This is a genomic window from Paenibacillus sp. J22TS3 (assembly GCF_018403205.1).
GTDB lineage: Bacteria > Bacillota > Bacilli > Paenibacillales > Paenibacillaceae > Fontibacillus > Fontibacillus tuaregi.
Genome location: NZ_BOSF01000002.1, coordinates 464552 through 482235, shown reverse-complemented (window position 1 = coordinate 482235; position 17684 = coordinate 464552). Strand labels below are relative to the sequence as shown.

Annotated in this window: 19 protein-coding genes and 1 riboswitch; of the genes, 3 read left to right on the top strand and 16 right to left on the bottom strand. The window is 49.4% G+C overall.

The window, feature by feature from the left end:
• Positions 1-126: 126 nt before the first annotated feature.
• Positions 127-1905, bottom strand: a complete 1779-nt coding sequence (locus KJS63_RS08095; RefSeq protein WP_213618672.1) for an ABC transporter ATP-binding protein — start codon at positions 1903-1905, stop codon at positions 127-129.
• Positions 1906-2053: 148 nt separating this feature from the next.
• Between KJS63_RS08095 and KJS63_RS08090 the strand changes: the two genes are divergently transcribed.
• Together KJS63_RS08090 and KJS63_RS08085 are read left to right on the top strand one after the other, a co-directional pair.
• The gene (locus tag KJS63_RS08090) at positions 2054-2941 is read left to right on the top strand and encodes a helix-turn-helix domain-containing protein (RefSeq protein WP_213618671.1); all 888 of its coding nucleotides are present in this window, start codon (positions 2054-2056) and stop codon (positions 2939-2941) included.
• A 209-nt stretch (positions 2942-3150) separates the two neighbouring features.
• A riboswitch (FMN riboswitch) is annotated at positions 3151-3305 on the top strand.
• Between the two features lie 139 nt (positions 3306-3444).
• Positions 3445-4386 carry a DMT family transporter gene (locus KJS63_RS08085; RefSeq protein WP_213618670.1) on the top strand — a complete coding sequence of 314 codons (942 nt, stop codon included), beginning with the start codon at positions 3445-3447 and terminating at the stop codon, positions 4384-4386.
• A 116-nt stretch (positions 4387-4502) separates the two neighbouring features.
• Here KJS63_RS08085 and KJS63_RS08080 read toward each other — a convergent pair whose 3' ends face one another.
• From KJS63_RS08080 to KJS63_RS08050, 7 genes are all read right to left on the bottom strand, one after another.
• Positions 4503-4955, bottom strand: a complete 453-nt coding sequence (locus KJS63_RS08080) for a PTS sugar transporter subunit IIA (RefSeq protein WP_213618669.1) — start codon at positions 4953-4955, stop codon at positions 4503-4505.
• Between the two features lie 35 nt (positions 4956-4990).
• The gene (locus KJS63_RS08075) at positions 4991-6361 is read right to left on the bottom strand and encodes a PTS fructose transporter subunit IIC (RefSeq protein WP_213618668.1); all 1371 of its coding nucleotides are present in this window, start codon (positions 6359-6361) and stop codon (positions 4991-4993) included.
• A 57-nt stretch (positions 6362-6418) separates the two neighbouring features.
• A complete protein-coding gene (pfkB, locus tag KJS63_RS08070; RefSeq protein WP_213618667.1) occupies positions 6419-7372 on the bottom strand; it encodes a 1-phosphofructokinase in 954 nt (317 codons plus the stop codon).
• Entirely contained in the window at positions 7369-8154 is a 786-nt protein-coding gene (locus tag KJS63_RS08065; protein WP_213618666.1) for a DeoR/GlpR family DNA-binding transcription regulator, read from the bottom strand. Before KJS63_RS08065 ends, pfkB begins: the two co-directional genes overlap by 4 nt.
• 188 nt (positions 8155-8342) lie before the next feature.
• A complete protein-coding gene (locus KJS63_RS08060) occupies positions 8343-8768 on the bottom strand; it encodes a universal stress protein (protein WP_213618665.1) in 426 nt (141 codons plus the stop codon).
• 15 nt (positions 8769-8783) lie between these two features.
• Positions 8784-9983, bottom strand: a complete 1200-nt coding sequence (locus KJS63_RS08055) for an MFS transporter (RefSeq protein WP_213618664.1) — start codon at positions 9981-9983, stop codon at positions 8784-8786.
• Between the two features lie 25 nt (positions 9984-10008).
• Complete coding sequence (locus tag KJS63_RS08050) at positions 10009-10470, bottom strand: MerR family transcriptional regulator (RefSeq protein ID WP_213618663.1); 462 nt, start codon at positions 10468-10470, stop codon at positions 10009-10011.
• A 294-nt stretch (positions 10471-10764) separates the two neighbouring features.
• On the opposite strand from KJS63_RS08050, the gene KJS63_RS08045 reads away from it, so the two are divergent.
• Positions 10765-11400 carry a DsbA family oxidoreductase gene (locus KJS63_RS08045; protein ID WP_213618662.1) on the top strand — a complete coding sequence of 212 codons (636 nt, stop codon included), beginning with the start codon at positions 10765-10767 and terminating at the stop codon, positions 11398-11400.
• A 99-nt stretch (positions 11401-11499) separates the two neighbouring features.
• Here the strand turns inward: KJS63_RS08045 and KJS63_RS08040 are convergent, their stop codons facing one another.
• The 8 genes from KJS63_RS08040 to KJS63_RS08005 form a co-directional block, all read right to left on the bottom strand.
• Complete coding sequence (locus KJS63_RS08040) at positions 11500-12501, bottom strand: metal ABC transporter substrate-binding protein (RefSeq protein ID WP_213618941.1); 1002 nt, start codon at positions 12499-12501, stop codon at positions 11500-11502.
• A gap of 42 nt (positions 12502-12543) precedes the next feature.
• Positions 12544-13413, bottom strand: a complete 870-nt coding sequence (locus KJS63_RS08035) for a metal ABC transporter permease (RefSeq protein ID WP_213618661.1) — start codon at positions 13411-13413, stop codon at positions 12544-12546.
• Positions 13350-14066: a metal ABC transporter ATP-binding protein gene (locus KJS63_RS08030; RefSeq protein WP_213618660.1), complete on the bottom strand. Its 717-nt coding sequence runs from the start codon at positions 14064-14066 to the stop codon at positions 13350-13352. The genes KJS63_RS08035 and KJS63_RS08030 overlap by 64 nt, the downstream gene beginning before the upstream one ends.
• Before the next feature lie 84 nt (positions 14067-14150).
• Positions 14151-14300 (bottom strand): 50S ribosomal protein L33, encoded by a 150-nt coding sequence (gene rpmG / locus KJS63_RS08025; protein ID WP_082926948.1) that lies wholly within the window; start codon positions 14298-14300, stop codon positions 14151-14153.
• A 43-nt stretch (positions 14301-14343) separates the two neighbouring features.
• Positions 14344-14613, bottom strand: a complete 270-nt coding sequence (gene rpsN / locus KJS63_RS08020; protein ID WP_068619547.1) for a 30S ribosomal protein S14 — start codon at positions 14611-14613, stop codon at positions 14344-14346.
• A 48-nt stretch (positions 14614-14661) separates the two neighbouring features.
• Positions 14662-15858 (bottom strand): GTP-binding protein, encoded by a 1197-nt coding sequence (locus tag KJS63_RS08015; protein ID WP_213618659.1) that lies wholly within the window; start codon positions 15856-15858, stop codon positions 14662-14664.
• Between the two features lie 131 nt (positions 15859-15989).
• A complete protein-coding gene (locus tag KJS63_RS08010) occupies positions 15990-16709 on the bottom strand; it encodes a DUF1361 domain-containing protein (RefSeq protein ID WP_213618658.1) in 720 nt (239 codons plus the stop codon).
• Between the two features lie 234 nt (positions 16710-16943).
• A complete protein-coding gene (locus KJS63_RS08005) occupies positions 16944-17675 on the bottom strand; it encodes a ThuA domain-containing protein (protein ID WP_213618940.1) in 732 nt (243 codons plus the stop codon).
• Positions 17676-17684: the final 9 nt, after the last annotated feature.

Below are 17684 nucleotides of genomic sequence, written 5' to 3'. Positions count from 1 at the left end.
TCCAGAATTTGCAATTCACACTCCTAACGTTTACAAAAGTTGGAAGGTTGCAGAACGAAACTGAACAAAAAAACAGCCTTGGACAGGCTGCTTTTCCGGACAATGCTCCATAGTCGATATTTTGAGCTACAGATTTTTCAATTTATAAAACTCGCCTTTCCTCTCAAGCAGTTCATCATAGGTTCCGCTTTCCACAATCCGCCCCTTCTTCATCACCACAATCCGGTCCACATTCCGTACGGTGGAGAGACGGTGGGCTACGATAAAAGTGGTCCGGCCCTCCATCAGCTGCTCCATCGCCTGCTGAACGTGCCGTTCCGACACATTATCCAGCGCTGATGTTGCCTCATCGAGAATAATAATCTGGGGATCACGGACCAAGGCTCTGGCAATCGCAATACGCTGACGCTGTCCCCCAGACAGGCGCCCGCCATGCTCACCTACGGAAGTCTCCAGCCCATCAGGCAGACTATCGATCACATCCTGGAGATTTGCCATCCAAATAGCTTTCTGGAGCTGATCTTCGGATATGTCCGGCAGACCATATGTAATGTTCTCCCGAATAGTTCCTGAGAACAAGATATTGTTCTGGAGTACAATGGCAAGGGACTGCCTATAGCGCTGCATGCTCAGCTCATCCATCGGAATCCCGTCAATCCAAATTCGGCCGGCCTGCGGTTTATAGAAACCTATAACCAGGTTAAGGATCGTGGATTTGCCTGAACCGGATTCGCCAACAAAAGCCACTTTCTCCCCTGGCTTCACATTTAACGTGAAGCTGCTCAGCACATGGCGGTCCGATTCCTTGTATTTGAAGCCCACCTCCTCAAATCTATACTCTCCGCGGATGACATCAGGTTTAATGCGCCCCTTATACTCCTCTGTCTCCTTGGACAAGAGCACCTCTGATACGGAGTGAAGCGATTCAAAGCCCTTTACCAGGTTGGGATATACGTTCAGAATGGAGCTTACGGACCCGATAATCATGTTGAAAAACCCTTGATACATCACGATGTCACCAATTTCCATCATGCCGATCCTGGCCAGATAAGCGGTGAAGAACAGGCAGCCTACCTGGAACAGCTGAAAAACTACCCAACTGGTTGAGCCAAAATACGCTTCAAGCACATCCAGCTTGTAACCCCGCTCCCGGATATGCTGAAGAGCCTGATCCACCTTGCGGATTTCGACCTCCTCAAGTCCATGTGCCCGGGTTACCGGAATCATCTCGACCGTTTCAGATACCGTACCTGACATCCTCTCAATGTTCCGGCGCACCTCCCGGTTGCTGCTTGACATCTTGGCCCGGAAGAACCGGACCAGATAAATGGAGGCCGGAGCCATCAGGATAAAGAACAACGCCACAATCCAGCTGTGATACAAAGTAAGTCCGATAATGATAACTAAACTGATCGCAGAAGGAATGATGGTCATCATCATCTGTCTTGACAAGAAATCAATAGCTTCGACATCCCGCAGCACTTTGGATTGAAGCCTTCCGGCGTTCATATCTCCATGATACCCGAGCGACAGCTGCTGCAGCTTGCGTACCAGTGTACTTCGAAGCCCCGCCTCCACATGCCGGACCGCCATGCTGATATTGCTGATATGCAGCGTATGCGTTGGGATATTCTGAATAATAATCACAACAATGACGGCCAGATTAATCCAGAATTCCGACAAGGAATGCCGGTCCGGATAGCTGACAAGGTTAATAATGTTTGCTGTGACAACAGGCAGCACCCATACAGGAAGTGCTTTTAGTGTATAGTAAAAAGCCGATAGTGCGACCTTGCTTCCATGGTTCCTGAACAGCCTCGCCAGCAGGCTCATCGGCTTTATCTTCGCTGCCTGCTCATTTTCAAACCACTTGGAATAATCCAGGGTTGACTCTAATTTTGCCATTTCCTTCACCCGCTTTTTTACTTATGATATGAGTAGGGCTTGCAGCCCAGAATAAGTATAGTTCTCCGGGCAGTCGACTTCTATAACATTTTCGGCCCCGATTCAACCGCAAGTTTAACTAAATCGGACATTATGGGAGCTGTTCATCATGACAAATTTACCTCCGGAACGCTGGTTCCCCCACATACGCTCTGAAATATGTATCTATTCAACGCATACAAGGACCGTTCCGGGCGGCTGGACCTGCGGACGCCACGTCCACCATATGCTGTTTGAAATTAATCTGGTGCTGGATGGAACCCAGACGGCAATAGCGGGTTCAACGGAACATGAGCAGCATGCTGGGGATCTGATGCTGATTTCTCCCATGCAGATGCATGACTATCAAATCAGGGGTTCAGAGAATACCACGTTTTTCGTCGTTCATTTTCAAGTGGATGACCCGGTTTTCCATAAGCTGTTCGAAATGAATAATAAGGGGCTGTACGCTAAGGGGCACCCGCTTAACACCCTGCTTGTGCCCTTAGTGATGAACCTGATGAAGGCCCTATTCGAGGATTCAAAATCAACCTCCAGGTTATTTCTTCACTTGTTCACGCTCATTACAGAGCTGCAATCTTATTTCAACCAGGAAGGGCAGGGGAAAGAGCTCGCCCTGCATTCCGAGCTCTCCTACCTTATAGCCAAGGAAATCGAGACAAGAGTTCTCTCCTCTACCTCTTCAGACCAGCCAGGAGGGGATTGGCTCGAGAGCATCTCCCATAACTTGGGCGTAAGCCGCCGTCACTGTCACCGCATCTTCAAGCAGTTCTACGGCATGTCACCCAGGGAATATCTGATGATCCTCAAGCGGCAGGAGGCTATGCAAATGCTCGTCAGCAGTACTGAAACCATAGAGCGCATCGCCCACCGGATCGGATACGAGAATGTCCAGAGCTTCAGCCGCCAGTTTGTCTCCTGGATCGGCTGTACACCTGGCGCATTTCGGAAAAATCATCAGGATGATGTGCTCCATCTAACCCCGCTTGAGAGATAGCATTTTTTCAAATATGCACTTAGTAAGAGAAAGATGACCTTTGATCCAGTTGATCCAGGTCACCTTGTTCGCCGCATATTCAGCTCCCATGTAGCCCGAGTTATCCTGCCTCATCTTTAGGATCAAATGTGGGTGTTTATTATATTTTTATAATGTCATATTGACAGCAAGCGTTTTCATGTAGTTAGATGATATTACAACTATCGAATATGGATCTTCGGGGGCAGGTGAAATTCCTGACCGGCGGTGATGGTTCGTGCGTGAACCTTAAGCCCGCGACTCGTCATGATTGCTCAGGCAAAGTGGCGACTGACTTGGTGTGAATCCAAGGCCGACGGTATAGTCCGGATGGGAGAAGATCATAAAGCAAGCCGTACTACGGTCTTTTTTACGTATGCCATGGTTTGTTTGATGAGCCCCCGTGTGCACTTTTCCAAGTGCGTACGGGGGTTTTCTACATCGAGGTCCTATATTCAAAACTATATAGTTAGGAGTTTTTGAATATGGAAAATGTCAATACGTCTTTAAATTACAACCGCAGCCGGGTTGGAACCGGCTTTTGGTTCGTCGTTCTGGGTGCTGCGCTCTGGGGAGCTGATCCCCTGTTCCGAATCCTGCTGCTCAAGTACCTGACCTCTTCCCAGATCGTTCTTCTTGAGCATGTGCTGCTGTTCTTATTCGCGGCTCCTGTCCTGTGGTCACACCGCAATGAACTGAAGGGTATTCGCTTGAAGCAAGCTGCCGCGCTTCTCTTTATATCCTGGGGTGGTTCCGCCATCGCTTCGATCCTGTTCACCCAGGCGCTTTCGTCAGGCAGCGGCAATCTAAACGCTGTTCTCCTGCTTCAGAAGCTGCAGCCTATATTCGCCATCGTGATGGCCAGATTCATGCTTAAGGAAGCCCTGCCAAAATATTTTACAGGCCTGCTTCTTATGGCTGTTGCCGGTACTTATCTCTTAACGTTCGGATGGAGCATTCCATTTGGACATGTGAGTGAATTTATCCAAATCGGAAGCTTGTTGTCCCTTGGCGCCGCGGCGCTTTGGGGCGGATCTACCGTGATGGGACGATATATGCTTGGCAGCATGAAGTATGAGACGGTCACTTCGCTTCGCTTTCTGCTAGCCCTGCCGCTGCTGTTCATGATCACCGCAAATCAAGGCGCAGCCTGGAATCTTCCATCCGGCGCAGGTGAATTGACAGCAATTACGGTCAATATGTTCATGCAAGCTTTGGTGCCTGGACTTCTTAGTCTCCTTCTGTATTATAAGGGGCTTTCTACAACCAAAGCTTCCTTCGCCACACTTGCGGAGCTCAGCTTCCCGATGGTGGCCGTGCTCGTGAACTGGATTGCATTCCATCAAGTGATCACCGTACCTCAATTCATCGGATTTGTCTTCATTTGGCTGGCCTTGTTCACCATCTCCAGACAGCAGCAGAATTAAATCTGTTCCAGAATCAAAACGAGGGTGCCCCACACAGTCATGACCATGACTATATGGGGCACCCTCTTCTTGCTTTATTTTCAGATCCTTGAATTAGTTTATCAATCAACGATCCTTTAGATATTTTTTACGAGCTCAATAATCTCATCGGCAGAACCAGCTTTCAACAGCTGTTCTCTGAACTCCTCATGAATAAGCTTCCGGGAGAGAGCCACCAGGATCTTCAAATGTTCATTTCCCACGTTCTCTTCCGGTACGGCAATCATGAATACGATGGATACCGGCTTGTCATCAAGGGACTCCCAGTCCGCGGGCTGGGCCAGCCTTGCGAAGGACAAGCTAGCCCGTGCCACACCCGCAGACTTACCATGCGGGATAGCTACGCCGAATCCGATTCCTGTCGAGCTTTGGGCTTCACGGGCAAGAACCGCCTGCACGTACTTCTCAAGATCAGTCACAGATCCGGAATCTGTAAGGCCTGCAGCCATTTTACGGATAATCTCCTCTTTACTTCCGGGTTCTAGTGATAGAAAAATCGAGTCTTTACTTAACAAATCCTGAATATTCATAGCTGGTCAGCTCCTCATCAAATATAAGTTATACCTTAGGCGGCTATTTTATTTCTCTTGAACAAATTCACAAGCAGAGCCGTAACAATCGTGCCTGCGGCAATCGCAACGACATACCAGAGGATATTATCGATTGCGTTCGGAATAGCCAGAACGAATATGCCTCCGTGTGGTGCATGCAGTCCTACACCAAATGCCATGGACAGTGCTCCCGCAACCCCTGATCCGATCATAAAAGCGGGAATCATCCGCAGCGGATCGGCTGCCCCGAAGGGAATTGCGCCTTCCGTAATGAAGGACAAGCCAAGCACCGCTGCAACCTTGCCTGCTTCACGTTCTTCCTTGTTGAACTTCTTGGATGAAAGCATTGTAGCAAGCCAAATTCCCAGAGGAGGTGTCATCCCCGCAGCCATTACGGCAGCCATAGGCCCGAACAAGCTGCTTGCCAGCAGACCTGTCGCAAAGGTGTAGGCGGTTTTGTTGAAAGGTCCTCCCATATCAATTGCCATCATCGCACCCAGGATAGCACCCAGGATAATCGCATTTGCCGAACCCATCGTAGTCAGCCAGGAAGTAAGTCCGTCCATTAACCATTTAAGCGGATCACCAATTACATAAATCATCAGCAAGCCTACAACCAACACCGAAGCTAGAGGTATGATAAGCACAGGCTTTAGCCCTTCCATCACTTTCGGCAGCTTAATGTACTTAATCAATGCTTTAACCACATAACCCGCAAGGAAACCGGCGATTATTCCACCCAGAAAACCTCCGCCTACCTGGGTCGATAATACCCCGCCCACCAATCCTGGCGCTAGTCCAAGCTTACCGGCAATCGAGAAGGAAATAAACCCGGCCAGAATTGGAACCATGAGGCCCATTGATGCTTTCCCCAGCATCAGGAGTTGATACCCCAGCGTCCCTTCAGCTGGCTTAAGTCCAAAAATAAAAGAAAGTGCAATGATCAGACCGCCGGCAACCACAAGCGGCAGCATATTGGATACACCATTCATCAGATGTTTATAGATCATACCAGCCGAACTGGTTTCTTTCTCTGCTGATTTCGCCGCAGCAGGGGCACCTTGAGCTGCCGGGGCGGACGCCTGCTTCGCCAGCGCCTGCTCAATCAGTTCCCCAGGTCTCTTGATGCCGTGGGCAACCGGCACTTTAATTACAGGCTTGCCGGCAAACCGCTCCTCAAGCACATCCGTATCCGCCGCCACAATAATTGCATGGGCCTCGGCAATTTCCTCAGGACTTAGCTCGTTCTCAACCCCCATAGCCCCGCGGGTCTCAACTTTGATCGGAACGTTCCTTTCTTCTGCGGCCTTTTGCAGAGATTCCGCCGCCATATAAGTATGCGCAATTCCGGTTGGGCAAGCTGTAACAGCCAATAATTTTTTCATAGTTATCTTCCCCTTTATATGGTGGACTTTCTGAGTTGCTTTCGAAAAATGTTCTTCTTAACCATTGAAGCTATTAATCCTCTCAATATTCACATGCTCCAGGTTGCGAGTAATTTCATCTCTCGTACACACTTCTGTTCCTGCCTTGGATGCTGTTACCGTCCCGGCCGTAGTGGCCCAGCGGGCAATCTGTTCCAGGCTGTAGCCTTCAAGCAGGCTATAAGTAACCGCAGCTACCATGGAGTCCCCTGCACCTACTGTACTTTGAGGTTCAATAGGGAACGGGCTCGCTTTAAGCACCTCGTCAGCGCTTACAAAAATTGCCCCTTCTGCTCCCATGGAGACGATTACCAGCGTGACCCCTTCCTGAATCAGACTTCGGCTGGCCTGTACGATATCCCCGGTATGCTCCAGCTTTCTGCCCATCAGCTGTTCAAGCTCATGGATGTTCGGCTTGACTGCGTAGGGTTTTCCTTTGAGGCCTTCCAGCAGCGCATCTCCATCCGCGTCCAGAATTGTCTTCACTTGTCTGTGGTTTGCCATTTCTATAATGGTCCTGTAAATATCCGATTGAATGCCTGGCGGAATGCTTCCCCCAAGTACCAGTACCTTCACATCATTAAGGAGGTTCTCCATCTGTCTAATGAACAGCTGGGTGTCCGCTTCTCCAATCAAGGAGCCCCGTTCATTCACCTCTGTAGTTACTGCTGAAGAACTGTCCACAAGCTTAAGGTTTGTTCTTGTCTCCCCCTCTACAGGGATGAAGGCTTGATCAATTCCCAGCTTGACCAGATCTTCAAGAAGCTGGCGGCCGCTGTATCCTCCTGCAAAACCCGTAGCGGTTACAGGAACCTGAAAGCTGCGAAGCACTTTGGCCACATTGATTCCCTTGCCACCCGGATCAATCCTGATCTCCTGAACCCGGTTCAATCCGCCAATTTGAAGCCCGTCAAGGGTAACCGTCTTATCCAAGGCGGGGTTTAGGGTCACCGTAATTACTGATGGTTTCATTTCAAATTCTCCTGTTCTTGGGCAAGTGTAACCTCGATGTCTAATTTATTAAGTTCATTGATGAACTTGGTTGAAACCTCCTGGTCAAAAATACAATGATGAATCTCCGACAGATCAGCTACTTTGGCATAAGCAACTTTGCCAATCTTGCTGTGGTCGGCCAGAAGGATAACTTCTCCCGCAATACGGATCATTCTCCTCTTGGTAGAGGCTTCGATCAGATTCGGGGTCGTAATCCCTTGGATCAAATCAATTCCGTTTGTGGCGATAAATGCTTTATCGACCCGGATCATCCCAAGCGCCTGCTCAGTCATCGGTCCCACGAAAGCCTGTGTCTCGGGCCTTAGAATCCCGCCAAGCAGCGTAATTTCAATATTACGATTATCTTTCAGCTCATTCAGCACAAGCATCGAGTTCGTAATCACCCGAATCGAAGGTATATGTTTAATTTCCCTGGCCAAATGAAGTGTCGTTGTCCCGGAATCCAGGAGAATCGTGTCTCCCTGTTGAACCTGCTGGGCCGCAACCCGTGCAATGGACTCCTTCTCCTTCTTTAGAACAACCTCCTTATCCAGAATGCTGGGCTCAAAACTGGTGCTCTGAAGAGATACCGCCCCACCATGAGTACGCTTCAGCAGCCTGGCTTCTTCAAGCTCCTTCAAATCCCGGCGGATCGTTGACTCGGAAACTTCAAATATTTCACTAAACTCCTGTACGGAAGCACGCTGGTTCCGTTCAAGATACTGAAGTAATTGTGTTTTTCGCTCCTCTTCAAACAACATATGAATCCCCTTCTCTTCAATGAGCAATTCGTGAGCATTTACGATTGTTATCGATCGTTTATGCTCATTTATGATTATAATAGCGTTTTCAACAATTGTAAATAGTCAGTTTTTGATCATTTATGGTTAATATGCGCAAAAATACCGCCACTGATGAGTGGCGGATTCATGTTGGATCAGGTATATCGTTATTTTACCGTCATTACCGGACAATGCGCACGCTGGATGACTTGGTGGCTCACGCTGCCAAGAAGCATTTCAGTCACCAGGCTCATTCCTCTTGTGCCCATAATAATCAAATCCGCTTCATGGTTACGGGCGGCTTCACAAATCACTTTTGCTGGATCGCCATGCAAGCTTACCGTTTCAAGCTTCAGGTTCATCCCTTCGAACAAATGTGCTACTGGCTCAATAATCGATCTGCCTTCCTCTTCCAGCTTCGATTCAACATCGACACCAAGCGGAGGCTCATTATAAGACAGTTCGGGATTCACATGCAGGATCGTAAGACCAAATCTGTCTCCAGACAGACTTTCTATTAGCGACTTGGCCGTTTCCAGCGCACGCTGGGCATGCTCAGAGCCGTCAATGGGCACCAAAATATGCTTAATCATGAGTCAACCTCCTCCTTAATGTCCGTCCATATTTATATTAGCCAGGTGTTTTCTGCGGATAATCAGCACGGCTACCCCAAGAAGCACGACCAGAGCTCCAACTGTAAAAGCAGCCGGCTTGGAGAGCATACCTCCCAGCCATGGTGACAATCCACCACCCAAGAACCGCACAAAGCTGTAGGAGGCTGAAGCTGTAGAACGTTCAACCGGTGCGGATTGCATGACAGCCGTGGTGATCAGCGTATTATTAATCCCCAGGAAAATCCCGGCCACAATGACAGAAATAATGACCGTTGTGGACGAACCGTTCACCGCGCCCAAGGCCATAACCCCCAGATCCAGCGCGAACAAGGTTAGCATCCACGAAATAAGCTTGACCAGACTGAATCTGCGCTGCAATCTTGGAGCGACAAATACGGAAGTGAAGGCAAGCATAATCCCCCAGCCGAAGAACACATAACCTAATCCATGCTCATCCAGATGCATAACATAGGGCGAAAAGGCCATCAAAGTGAAGAAGCCATAGTTATACAAGAAGGCAACAACCGCCAAGGTCAACAGGGCCGGATAGGACAATGCCTTGACTGGGTCTGCCAGTGAAACCCTTTTCTTCGGCTTTGGAGTTGACGGAAGTACAAATGTAATAAAAATAAAGCCGAGCAGCATCAGTACACTGACCCCGAAGAAAGGACCCTTCCAAGAGATAGAACCCAGCTCCCCTCCGAGTAAGGGGCCTACGGAAATCCCCAGACCAAGCGCTGCCTCATAGAGAATGATCGCTTTGGCCGTGCCTGAAGTGGAGAAACCAACAATCGCCGACAACGCAGTGGCTATAAACAAGGCGTTCCCAAGACCCCAGCCAGCCCGGTAGCCAACAATCTGGCCTACTGTGCTTGATGATCCTCCAAGGGCCGCAAAGGCAATAATCAATACCATCCCGGTAAGCAGCGTCCATTTCACCCCAAGGCGGCTGGAAATAAACCCGGTAATCAGCATAGCTATGCCTGTAACCAGGTTATAACTCGTGAAGAGAAGCGATACCTGGCTGTCGGTTGCATGAAGCTGTTTCGCAATCGCCGGCAGAATAGGGTCAACAAGCCCAAGACCCATGAAGGAAATTACACACGCGAATGCCACAGCCCATACCGCCTTGGGCTGAGATAACAGGCCGGCCCCCTTCTGACGGCCACCGGCAAGATTAGACTCTGATTCCATACTTTATTTACCCCCAATTTTAAATTTAACTATTGTGTTCCTGCTCTGCGGAAGTATCCTGAATCTCCCCGAGCATAAGTCCGACACGCTGCTGAAGTTCAATTAGATCGCTGCGGAACTTAATAATGTTATCCATCTTCCTGGAGAGCAAACCAAGCTGTTCCTCCAGCATGTCATGGATCTCGACAAGCATTTCGCGGCGCTGGCTGCCGCTTAGACTCTCCTGTTCACCCATAAACCTCTGGTTCTTGTCCTTGAGAAGCTCTGCCATAGTTATATACTTGTGAAGCTCCTGCAGGGAGAAGCCCAGAACCTCCTTGGCACTGATGATTTTTTGCAAGAGAACAATATCCTCCTGCGTGTACAAGCGCATGCCCCCTTCGCTTCTCTTCGGAGTGGGCAGCAGTCCAAGTTCTTCATAATAACGGATGGTTCGTTTGGTAAGCCCAGTTTCCTTGGCGACCTCTTCGATTTTAAACACATGCATGCCCCCGCTTCCGTACTATAATATATAAATATTATAATATGGATTTAACGTAAACGTCAATTATTATATATTTAAATTTTTATATATCAGAGCTGTGGATTTACACGTAAAGCAGCCATCTGAGCCGTTCTGCCGTTGATCGGTCTGCTTACGATCTTCCTGCCGAAGGACCATGAGTATAGAATGTTCCTTGGGGTCGCTGTTGAAATTTGACACTCATTTATAAAGTTACTATTATAATTAAAGTGTTACTCTATCCGCACTTGGCATCTATTTGTATATTGGAGGTTAATTATGAAGGTAGAAATTTGGTCCGACTTTATGTGTCCCTTCTGTTATATTGGCAAGCGCCGTTTTGAACTGGCGCTGCAGAAATTTGCGGGCAAAGACCAGGTTGAGGTCATTTACCGGAGCTTTGAGCTTGACCCCGAGGCTAAGAGAGACGTGGACTACGACGTTCATGACATGCTCGCTGGTAAATACGGCATGACCAGAGAACGTGCAATTTCCATGAATAACGACATTACCGAGCAGGCCAAATCTGTAGGACTCCGGTATTTATTTGATACCATGATCCTGACCAATACCTTTGATGCTCACCGTCTGGCTCATTTTGCAGCCAAGCATGGCAAGGCCGCCGAGATGGTCGAGCTGCTGCTTAAATCTTATTTCACCGACTCTAAGCACATTGGAGACCACGCAACTCTGGCGGACTTAGCTGTTCAGGTTGGCTTAGACCGTAGGGAGACTGAGGAGATGCTTGCCAGCGGCGCGTTCACAGAAGATGTGCGGAGTGACGAGCAGGAAGCTGGCGAGCTTGGAATCCGGGCGGTGCCTTTCTTCCTGATTGACCGCAAACTTGCAGTTACGGGAGCTCAGCCCACCGAGGTATTTCTCGATGCGCTCAACCAGGCATTTGCCTCTGCATAACTCTTATTCTGTATTTATCTAAGCAAAATAAACAGGCGGCCAGATCATGGCCGCCTGTTTGTTAATTCAAGATAAGAGTAAGAGAGCAATATACAGCATTTATTCGCTTAAGGCCAGCTTCAGGGCCTCAAGGTTCTGGCGCATCACTGCGATGTAATCCAGATGATTAGCCTGGTCTTCTTCAGTCAGCCCTTCCAGGGGATTGAGCACAGCTGACTTGGCGCCAATTTCTTTGGAAATGGTATCCGCAACCTTGGAAGTAACCAGAGTTTCAAAAAAAATCGTTTTCACTTTGTGTTCCTTTGCGAACTTTACAACCTCTGCCATCTTTGCCGGTGAAGGCTCTTCGTCCGGTGACAAGCCGGCAATGGGCACTTGGTCAAGACCATATTCCTTGGCCAGGTAGGCAAAGGCGGCATGCTGTGTAATAAAATCCTTGCGTTTTACCTGGCTTAACCCTGTCCGAAAATCGTTATCCAATTGCTTAAGCTTTGCAATGTACGCATCCGCATTTTTCTTAAACTCTTCCTTATGCTCAGGTGCGGCTTTCTCCAAGGCAAGCTCAATATTATGGACCTCTTGGATGGCCAAAGCCGGGGACAGCCAAACGTGAGGATCTGTTCCTTCATGAGTATGAGCATCTTCCTTATGATTGTGCTCATGATTGTGATCGTGCTCATGATCATGATTATGTTCATCTTTCCCTTCGCTGAGTTGAATCCCTTGGCTGGCCTCAACAGGAATCAGCTGTGAATTGCTTATACTTCCCAGAACCTGCTCAGTCCAACTTTCCATCCCCGCACCGTTATAGACAAGCAGATCCGCTTCTTCAATCTTCTTGATATCCTGCGGCGTGGGTTCCCAATCATGAGGTTCAATTGTGGAAGGAATCAGAAGCTCCACATCAGCCAGATCACCAGCTACATTCTTGGTAAACTCGTACATCGGATAGAAGCTGGTCTGAATCTTCAGCTTGTTAGCTGGCTCTGTGCTTATCTTGGGCGAAGTGGTTGATGTGGCCCCCGCCTCCTTATTTCCCGTATCCGTGCCTCCCTTGCCCCCGCAGGCCGCAAGAATTATAACCAAGCTGAGCGACATCATATAAGCAAGCCGTTTTCTTCTTTTCACTGCATACTCTCCCTTTCATATTCCAAATTCCTTATTTCTCTTGCGCCCACTTCTGGCGTTCATTCTTCCTGATCTTCTTCTCCTATAAACAAACAGCTTCTTTGCCAAGATCCCCACCATCAGAAAGATGAGCAGTACCAGGGAGATCGTTCCCCCCGGAGGTGTGTCGATATAATAAGAGGCTGTCAGCCCACTGAAAATGCCAAGCAGTCCGGTTCCCACCGCTATCGCCACGGCTGAAGCGAAACCACTCGCTAATCGCAGCGCCAAGGAAGCGGGAAGCACCAGCAAGGAGGAGACAAGCAGTACCCCGACAACAGGCATTGCAGAAGCTACCGTCATTCCAGTTAATACGGCAAAAGAAAATGACAGTCTCTTTACCGGAGTACCGCTAATGCTGGCCGTTTCTTCATCAAACGTCAGGTTGTAGAGCGGCCGTCTCAACACGGCAAAGTAAACTATGCCGAGCACGGATACTCCTCCAATCAGCCACAGCTGCTCTTGACTCAGGGCTACAATTGAGCCAAATAAATAGGAGCTGAAGCTCTTGCTCAAATTCCCGTTCAGGCTCATTAAGACCATCGCCACCGCCAGACCTGCGGTCATCAGAATGGCCACGGGCACTTCACTATATGTCCGGTATGTACGTCTAAGCTGCTCGATGGCCAAGCCGCCAATTACGGCAACTCCAAATCCAGAGAGAACAGGGTTAAGGTGAAGCAGGGAGCCCAGGGCAACACCCGCCAGCGATACATGCGACAGTGTGTCTGCCATTAGAACCTGACGCCTCAGCATCAAGTACACACCCAGTACAGGTGCAATTATTCCGATGAAGCCCCCGGCCCAAAACGCACGCTGCATGAACTCGTAGTCAAACATTGCCATTGCTCGTTCTCCTCCCTCTCCAGATGGATCACCCGGTCAAGATAGGCCGCCGTCTCATCCAGACCGTGGGTGACCATAATCACCGTTAGCCCGTGAACATCGGCATAATGCCTCAGCAGCCCATACAGTCCATTACGTCCGGCCTGGTCCATACCGGTTGCTGGCTCATCAAGGATCAACACATTAGGCTGGCCGGCTAAAGCCCGGGCGATACAAATGCGCTGCTTCTGTCCTCCGGAGAGATCTCCAATCCGCCGGTTGCGGAACTCCCACATCCCAACCTGCTTAAGACTTGCCTCAACGAGTGCCTCCTGAGCAGGAGTAAATCTCTTAAACAAGCCAGCTTTCGCATAACATCCCGAGCGGACCAGCTCGATCACCTTGCTGGGAAATCCGCTGTTGAACGAAGCGACCTGCTGGGGCACGTACCCGACAGCAAGCTTCGCGCCTGGGTATGCTGCGGCATTTAGACGGACAATTCCGCTCCAAGGCTTGATTAATCCCAGCAGCAGCTTAAGCACAGTTGACTTCGCGGTCCCATTAGGCCCGGCAATGCCGACAAACTCGCCTGCATAGATCTCCAACGTTAATCCGTCCACTACGGGTCTGTCCCCATAGCCAAAAACCACATTTTCCATAGATGCAAGAATCATGATACTTACACTTCCATATACGTAATTATTACGATTTATAAACAGCACACTTGAGCCGCTTTCAAGCTCTATTCAAGCAGGCTGTTAACGTGTCTCCCTATGAATCGTATATTTCCTCAATCTAGGGCAATATTTTCTAAGCTCCATCCGCTCAGGATGGGTTCTCTTATTCTTCGTTGTTGTGTAATTTCGGTCTCCGCATTCCGTACATGCCAAAGTGATGACTACGCGCATTTCTATTCTCCTTTTAATCCAGATATTAGCCTAACCTACCCGCTTACCAGCTTGCCTTCTTCACACCTGGAATTTGCCCCTGATGGGCCAGCTCCCGAAAAACAATACGGGAAATCTTGTACTTGGCCAGATAACCTCTTGGTCTGCCTGTCACTTCACAGCGGTTCTTCAACCGGACTGGCGAGGCATTCCTTGGAAGCTTGCTTAGACCAGCGTAATCTTTGTTCGCTATCAATTCCCGGCGAAGCTCTGCATACTTGGCGACTAACTCTCTGCGCTGCCGTTCCTTGACGATTTTTGATTTTTTAGCCAATGCATCTCACTCCTTCTCATCTGAAATTTGATCCCGTTTAGAAATCCGTTAAGGTTGCACCGAAATCCATGGAAGCGGATTGGGGAACTCTGACCAATTCTGCTCCAGCTCCTCTGGAAGCAGCAGACACCGGTCAAGATCAGATTCAATATTTTCCCGGTTCATATGGATGCCTATCATGACGAGTTCACTCATGCGGTCACCCCATTTGGGGTCCCATCTCCTCTTGATTTCAGGCTCATTCGCAAGCAGCTCCCTCTGCTCCGCCTCCGGCCGTGAGGCAGCCCACCAGCCTGCCGGCCCGAACTGGATGGAAGGCCCTGCCTGACTTAGGCTAGCCGCCATGTCTTCACCTGCAGCCACCCAGGCGATGCCCTTGGCCCTGACCACATCCTCAGGCCACTGGCTCATAAATTGCGCCAGCCTCTGTGGATGGAATGGAAGCCTTCTGCGATACACGAAGGAACTGATTCCATATTCCTCCGTCTCCGGCGTGTGCTCCCCGCTGCGCAGCTCCTGAAGCCAGCCTGGAGATTCGCTGGTCCGAATCAGATCGAACCGCCCGGTATTCAGAATCTCTGCCGGGTCCACCTTCCCGTTCACAGTCCGGATAATTTTTGCAGAGGGCTGCAGCTTTCGCAGCATCGCTTCAAGCTCGCCAAGCCCCTCCTTATCCACCAGGTCACATTTGTTCAGAATGAGAACATCACAGGTTTCAATTTGGTCAATCAGCAGGTCCACCACGTCCCGGGTATCCTCAGTGGAACTTACCTCGCCGCGTTCCAGCAGCGTCTCTCCCGAGGCAAAATCCTCCCAGAAACGGGCCGCATCCACAACCGTCACCAGACAGTCGAGCCGGGTTAGCTGAGTAAGATCGATTCCGGATTCAGGATCGGCATAAGAGAAGGTCTGGGCCACAGGGATAGGTTCACTGATCCCCGTTGATTCAATTAATATGTAGTCATATTTTTCCTCATGTACCAGTCTCTGAACCTCAATCAGCAGATCATCCCGCAATGTGCAGCAGATGCAGCCGTTAGACAGCTCGACAAGTCTCTCCTCAGTTCTGGAGAGGCTTGTTTCTGAACGGATCAGAGCGGCATCAATGTTAACTTCGCTCATATCATTAACAATAACAGCCACCCTAAGACCATTACGGTTATTCAGAACATGGTTCAACACGGTGGTTTTGCCAGACCCCAAATACCCGCTAAGTACGGTCACTGGAACTTTATGCTGTGTCACTTTATCACTCCTCGATAACCTTATTAGTAATTATTACGATTAATAAAATTTAATATACTCCCTTTCTGTTGTCAATAGCAAAATAAAAAAGGCGCTTTACGGTGTTTACCGTAAAATCGCCTAGTCATAACCTATTGCCGAATTTTGCTGAACCCGTAAATGGCCGCATAGCTTAAAGCCGTAATCATAAATATGATTCCTGTAAAAGGGACCAGCCGCCTCATTTCCTCTACGTCTGAGAACATTGACACAAGGTCCGCTATCATACTTCCGGGATTTCGGACAGCGTCCCAGCTGTTCCAGCGGTTGAACCTGCCAATATAGATCCCGAAGCTGCTGAGAAACAGCACCAGCACGGCGAATCCCCACCCCGCCAGCCTGCCCAGCGATTTGCGGACCAACCTGTGAACCGAGAACAGTGAATATACGCCTAGCAGCAGACCCGTAACCGCAACCGAGAAGAACAACAGCAGATGATACCAGAATTCAGTGCCGTACCAGAACCTGATCCCACCCTGCATTTGGAATCTGGCAAACGGATGAAGCTGATCTGTGATCAAATAAGCTGAGTTCGGGTAGAAGAGCAGCCAGGCTATCCCGGTAAGGCCCAGCAGCCCCCACCTGAGCGTATGACTCGTAATGCGTATGTAAATCCAGTCTAGAGCCAGGGCAAACCCAGCCGGCAGCCAAGCAAGAAAGAGGTTCCAGTATAAGAACATATACATGCTTGTGCCCGTGTATTCCCGCAAATAAGCAGACAGCAAAAGGCTGAATACCGTGACCGCCAACAAGACACACAGGATGATCAGCTTTTGCCGGATATTTACTTCTTGTAATGACTTCACTGGCATCTTAAAATCACCCGCTCTTTACCCCTCTTTGAGTCTGTATCCGCCAACTGCTTAACAGGACAGGCCGACTTTCTTCCACTTTATCACAATTACAGAAGCTGGCGCACCTTCTCTGTTCCCACTCCTTATTCCGCATATTAAAAAGACCGCTTTCGGATCATACCGAATGCGGCCTTCGAGATGTAACTTTAGCCAAGCTTCTTCCCTGTGACCTGGTCAAAGGTCAGACTTCAACTATACCAACACTCCGCCGCCAAGCGTTCTAACTGGCTGGCTGTGGCCGAATACCGGCTTAAGGGTATGCGCCGGGTTAGCCCATCTTACCCCATTGGCAATTACATGCAATATTTCTTTGTTATAGTAAGTCGGGTAGGTTTCATGACCCGGACGGAAATAAAAGATTTTGCCTTCCCCGCGGCGGAACGTACAGCCGCTTCGGAACACTTCGCCACCTTCAAAATTACTGATGAAGATGAGTTCATCCGGCTCTGGGATATCGAAGAATTCGCCATACATCTCTTCGTGCTCCAAGATGATGCTGGCGTTCACTCCGTGGGCAATGGGGTGGGTAGGGTTAACCGCCCACACAATTTCCTGTTCCCCGGCTTCGCGCCATTTCAGATCACAGCTGGTGCCCATCAGGGCTTTGAACGGTTTGGAAAAATGGCCTGAATGCAGCACAACAAGTCCCATTCCCTGCTGTACCCGCTGCACAACCTTTTGAGTAATTTCATCACTTACCCGGTCGTGAGCCATATGTCCCCACCAGATCAGCACGTCTGTTGTATTTAGAACCTCATCGGTCAAGCCGTGCTCCGGCTCATCCAAGGTTGCCGTACGAATTGCGAAGCCTTCAGCGGACAACCCTTCCGCCAGCGCAGTATGAATCCCTGCCGGGTACACCTCACGGACTTCTTCGTGTATGTTCTCATGAACAAACTCATTCCAGATCGTCAAGTTAATCATCGTCAATAG

Bases quoted from the DNA above. Each gene is read 5' to 3' on its own strand.
- KJS63_RS08095 (WP_213618672.1), bottom strand. From the start codon at position 1,905: ATGGCAAAATTAGAGTCAACCCTGGATTATTCCAAGTGGTTTGAAAAT.
- KJS63_RS08090 (WP_213618671.1), top strand. From the start codon at position 2,054: ATGACAAATTTACCTCCGGAACGCTGGTTCCCCCACATACGCTCTGAA.
- KJS63_RS08085 (WP_213618670.1), top strand. From the start codon at position 3,445: ATGGAAAATGTCAATACGTCTTTAAATTACAACCGCAGCCGGGTTGGA.
- KJS63_RS08080 (WP_213618669.1), bottom strand. From the start codon at position 4,955: ATGAATATTCAGGATTTGTTAAGTAAAGACTCGATTTTTCTATCACTA.
- KJS63_RS08075 (WP_213618668.1), bottom strand. From the start codon at position 6,361: ATGAAAAAATTATTGGCTGTTACAGCTTGCCCAACCGGAATTGCGCAT.
- pfkB (WP_213618667.1), bottom strand. From the start codon at position 7,372: ATGAAACCATCAGTAATTACGGTGACCCTAAACCCCGCCTTGGATAAG.
- KJS63_RS08065 (WP_213618666.1), bottom strand. From the start codon at position 8,154: ATGTTGTTTGAAGAGGAGCGAAAAACACAATTACTTCAGTATCTTGAA.
- KJS63_RS08060 (WP_213618665.1), bottom strand. From the start codon at position 8,768: ATGATTAAGCATATTTTGGTGCCCATTGACGGCTCTGAGCATGCCCAG.
- KJS63_RS08055 (WP_213618664.1), bottom strand. From the start codon at position 9,983: ATGGAATCAGAGTCTAATCTTGCCGGTGGCCGTCAGAAGGGGGCCGGC.
- KJS63_RS08050 (WP_213618663.1), bottom strand. From the start codon at position 10,470: ATGCATGTGTTTAAAATCGAAGAGGTCGCCAAGGAAACTGGGCTTACC.
- KJS63_RS08045 (WP_213618662.1), top strand. From the start codon at position 10,765: ATGAAGGTAGAAATTTGGTCCGACTTTATGTGTCCCTTCTGTTATATT.
- KJS63_RS08040 (WP_213618941.1), bottom strand. From the start codon at position 12,501: ATGATGTCGCTCAGCTTGGTTATAATTCTTGCGGCCTGCGGGGGCAAG.
- KJS63_RS08035 (WP_213618661.1), bottom strand. From the start codon at position 13,413: ATGGCAATGTTTGACTACGAGTTCATGCAGCGTGCGTTTTGGGCCGGG.
- KJS63_RS08030 (WP_213618660.1), bottom strand. From the start codon at position 14,066: ATGATTCTTGCATCTATGGAAAATGTGGTTTTTGGCTATGGGGACAGA.
- rpmG (WP_082926948.1), bottom strand. From the start codon at position 14,300: ATGCGCGTAGTCATCACTTTGGCATGTACGGAATGCGGAGACCGAAAT.
- KJS63_RS08010 (WP_213618658.1), bottom strand. From the start codon at position 16,709: ATGCCAGTGAAGTCATTACAAGAAGTAAATATCCGGCAAAAGCTGATC.
- KJS63_RS08005 (WP_213618940.1), bottom strand. From the start codon at position 17,675: ATGATTAACTTGACGATCTGGAATGAGTTTGTTCATGAGAACATACAC.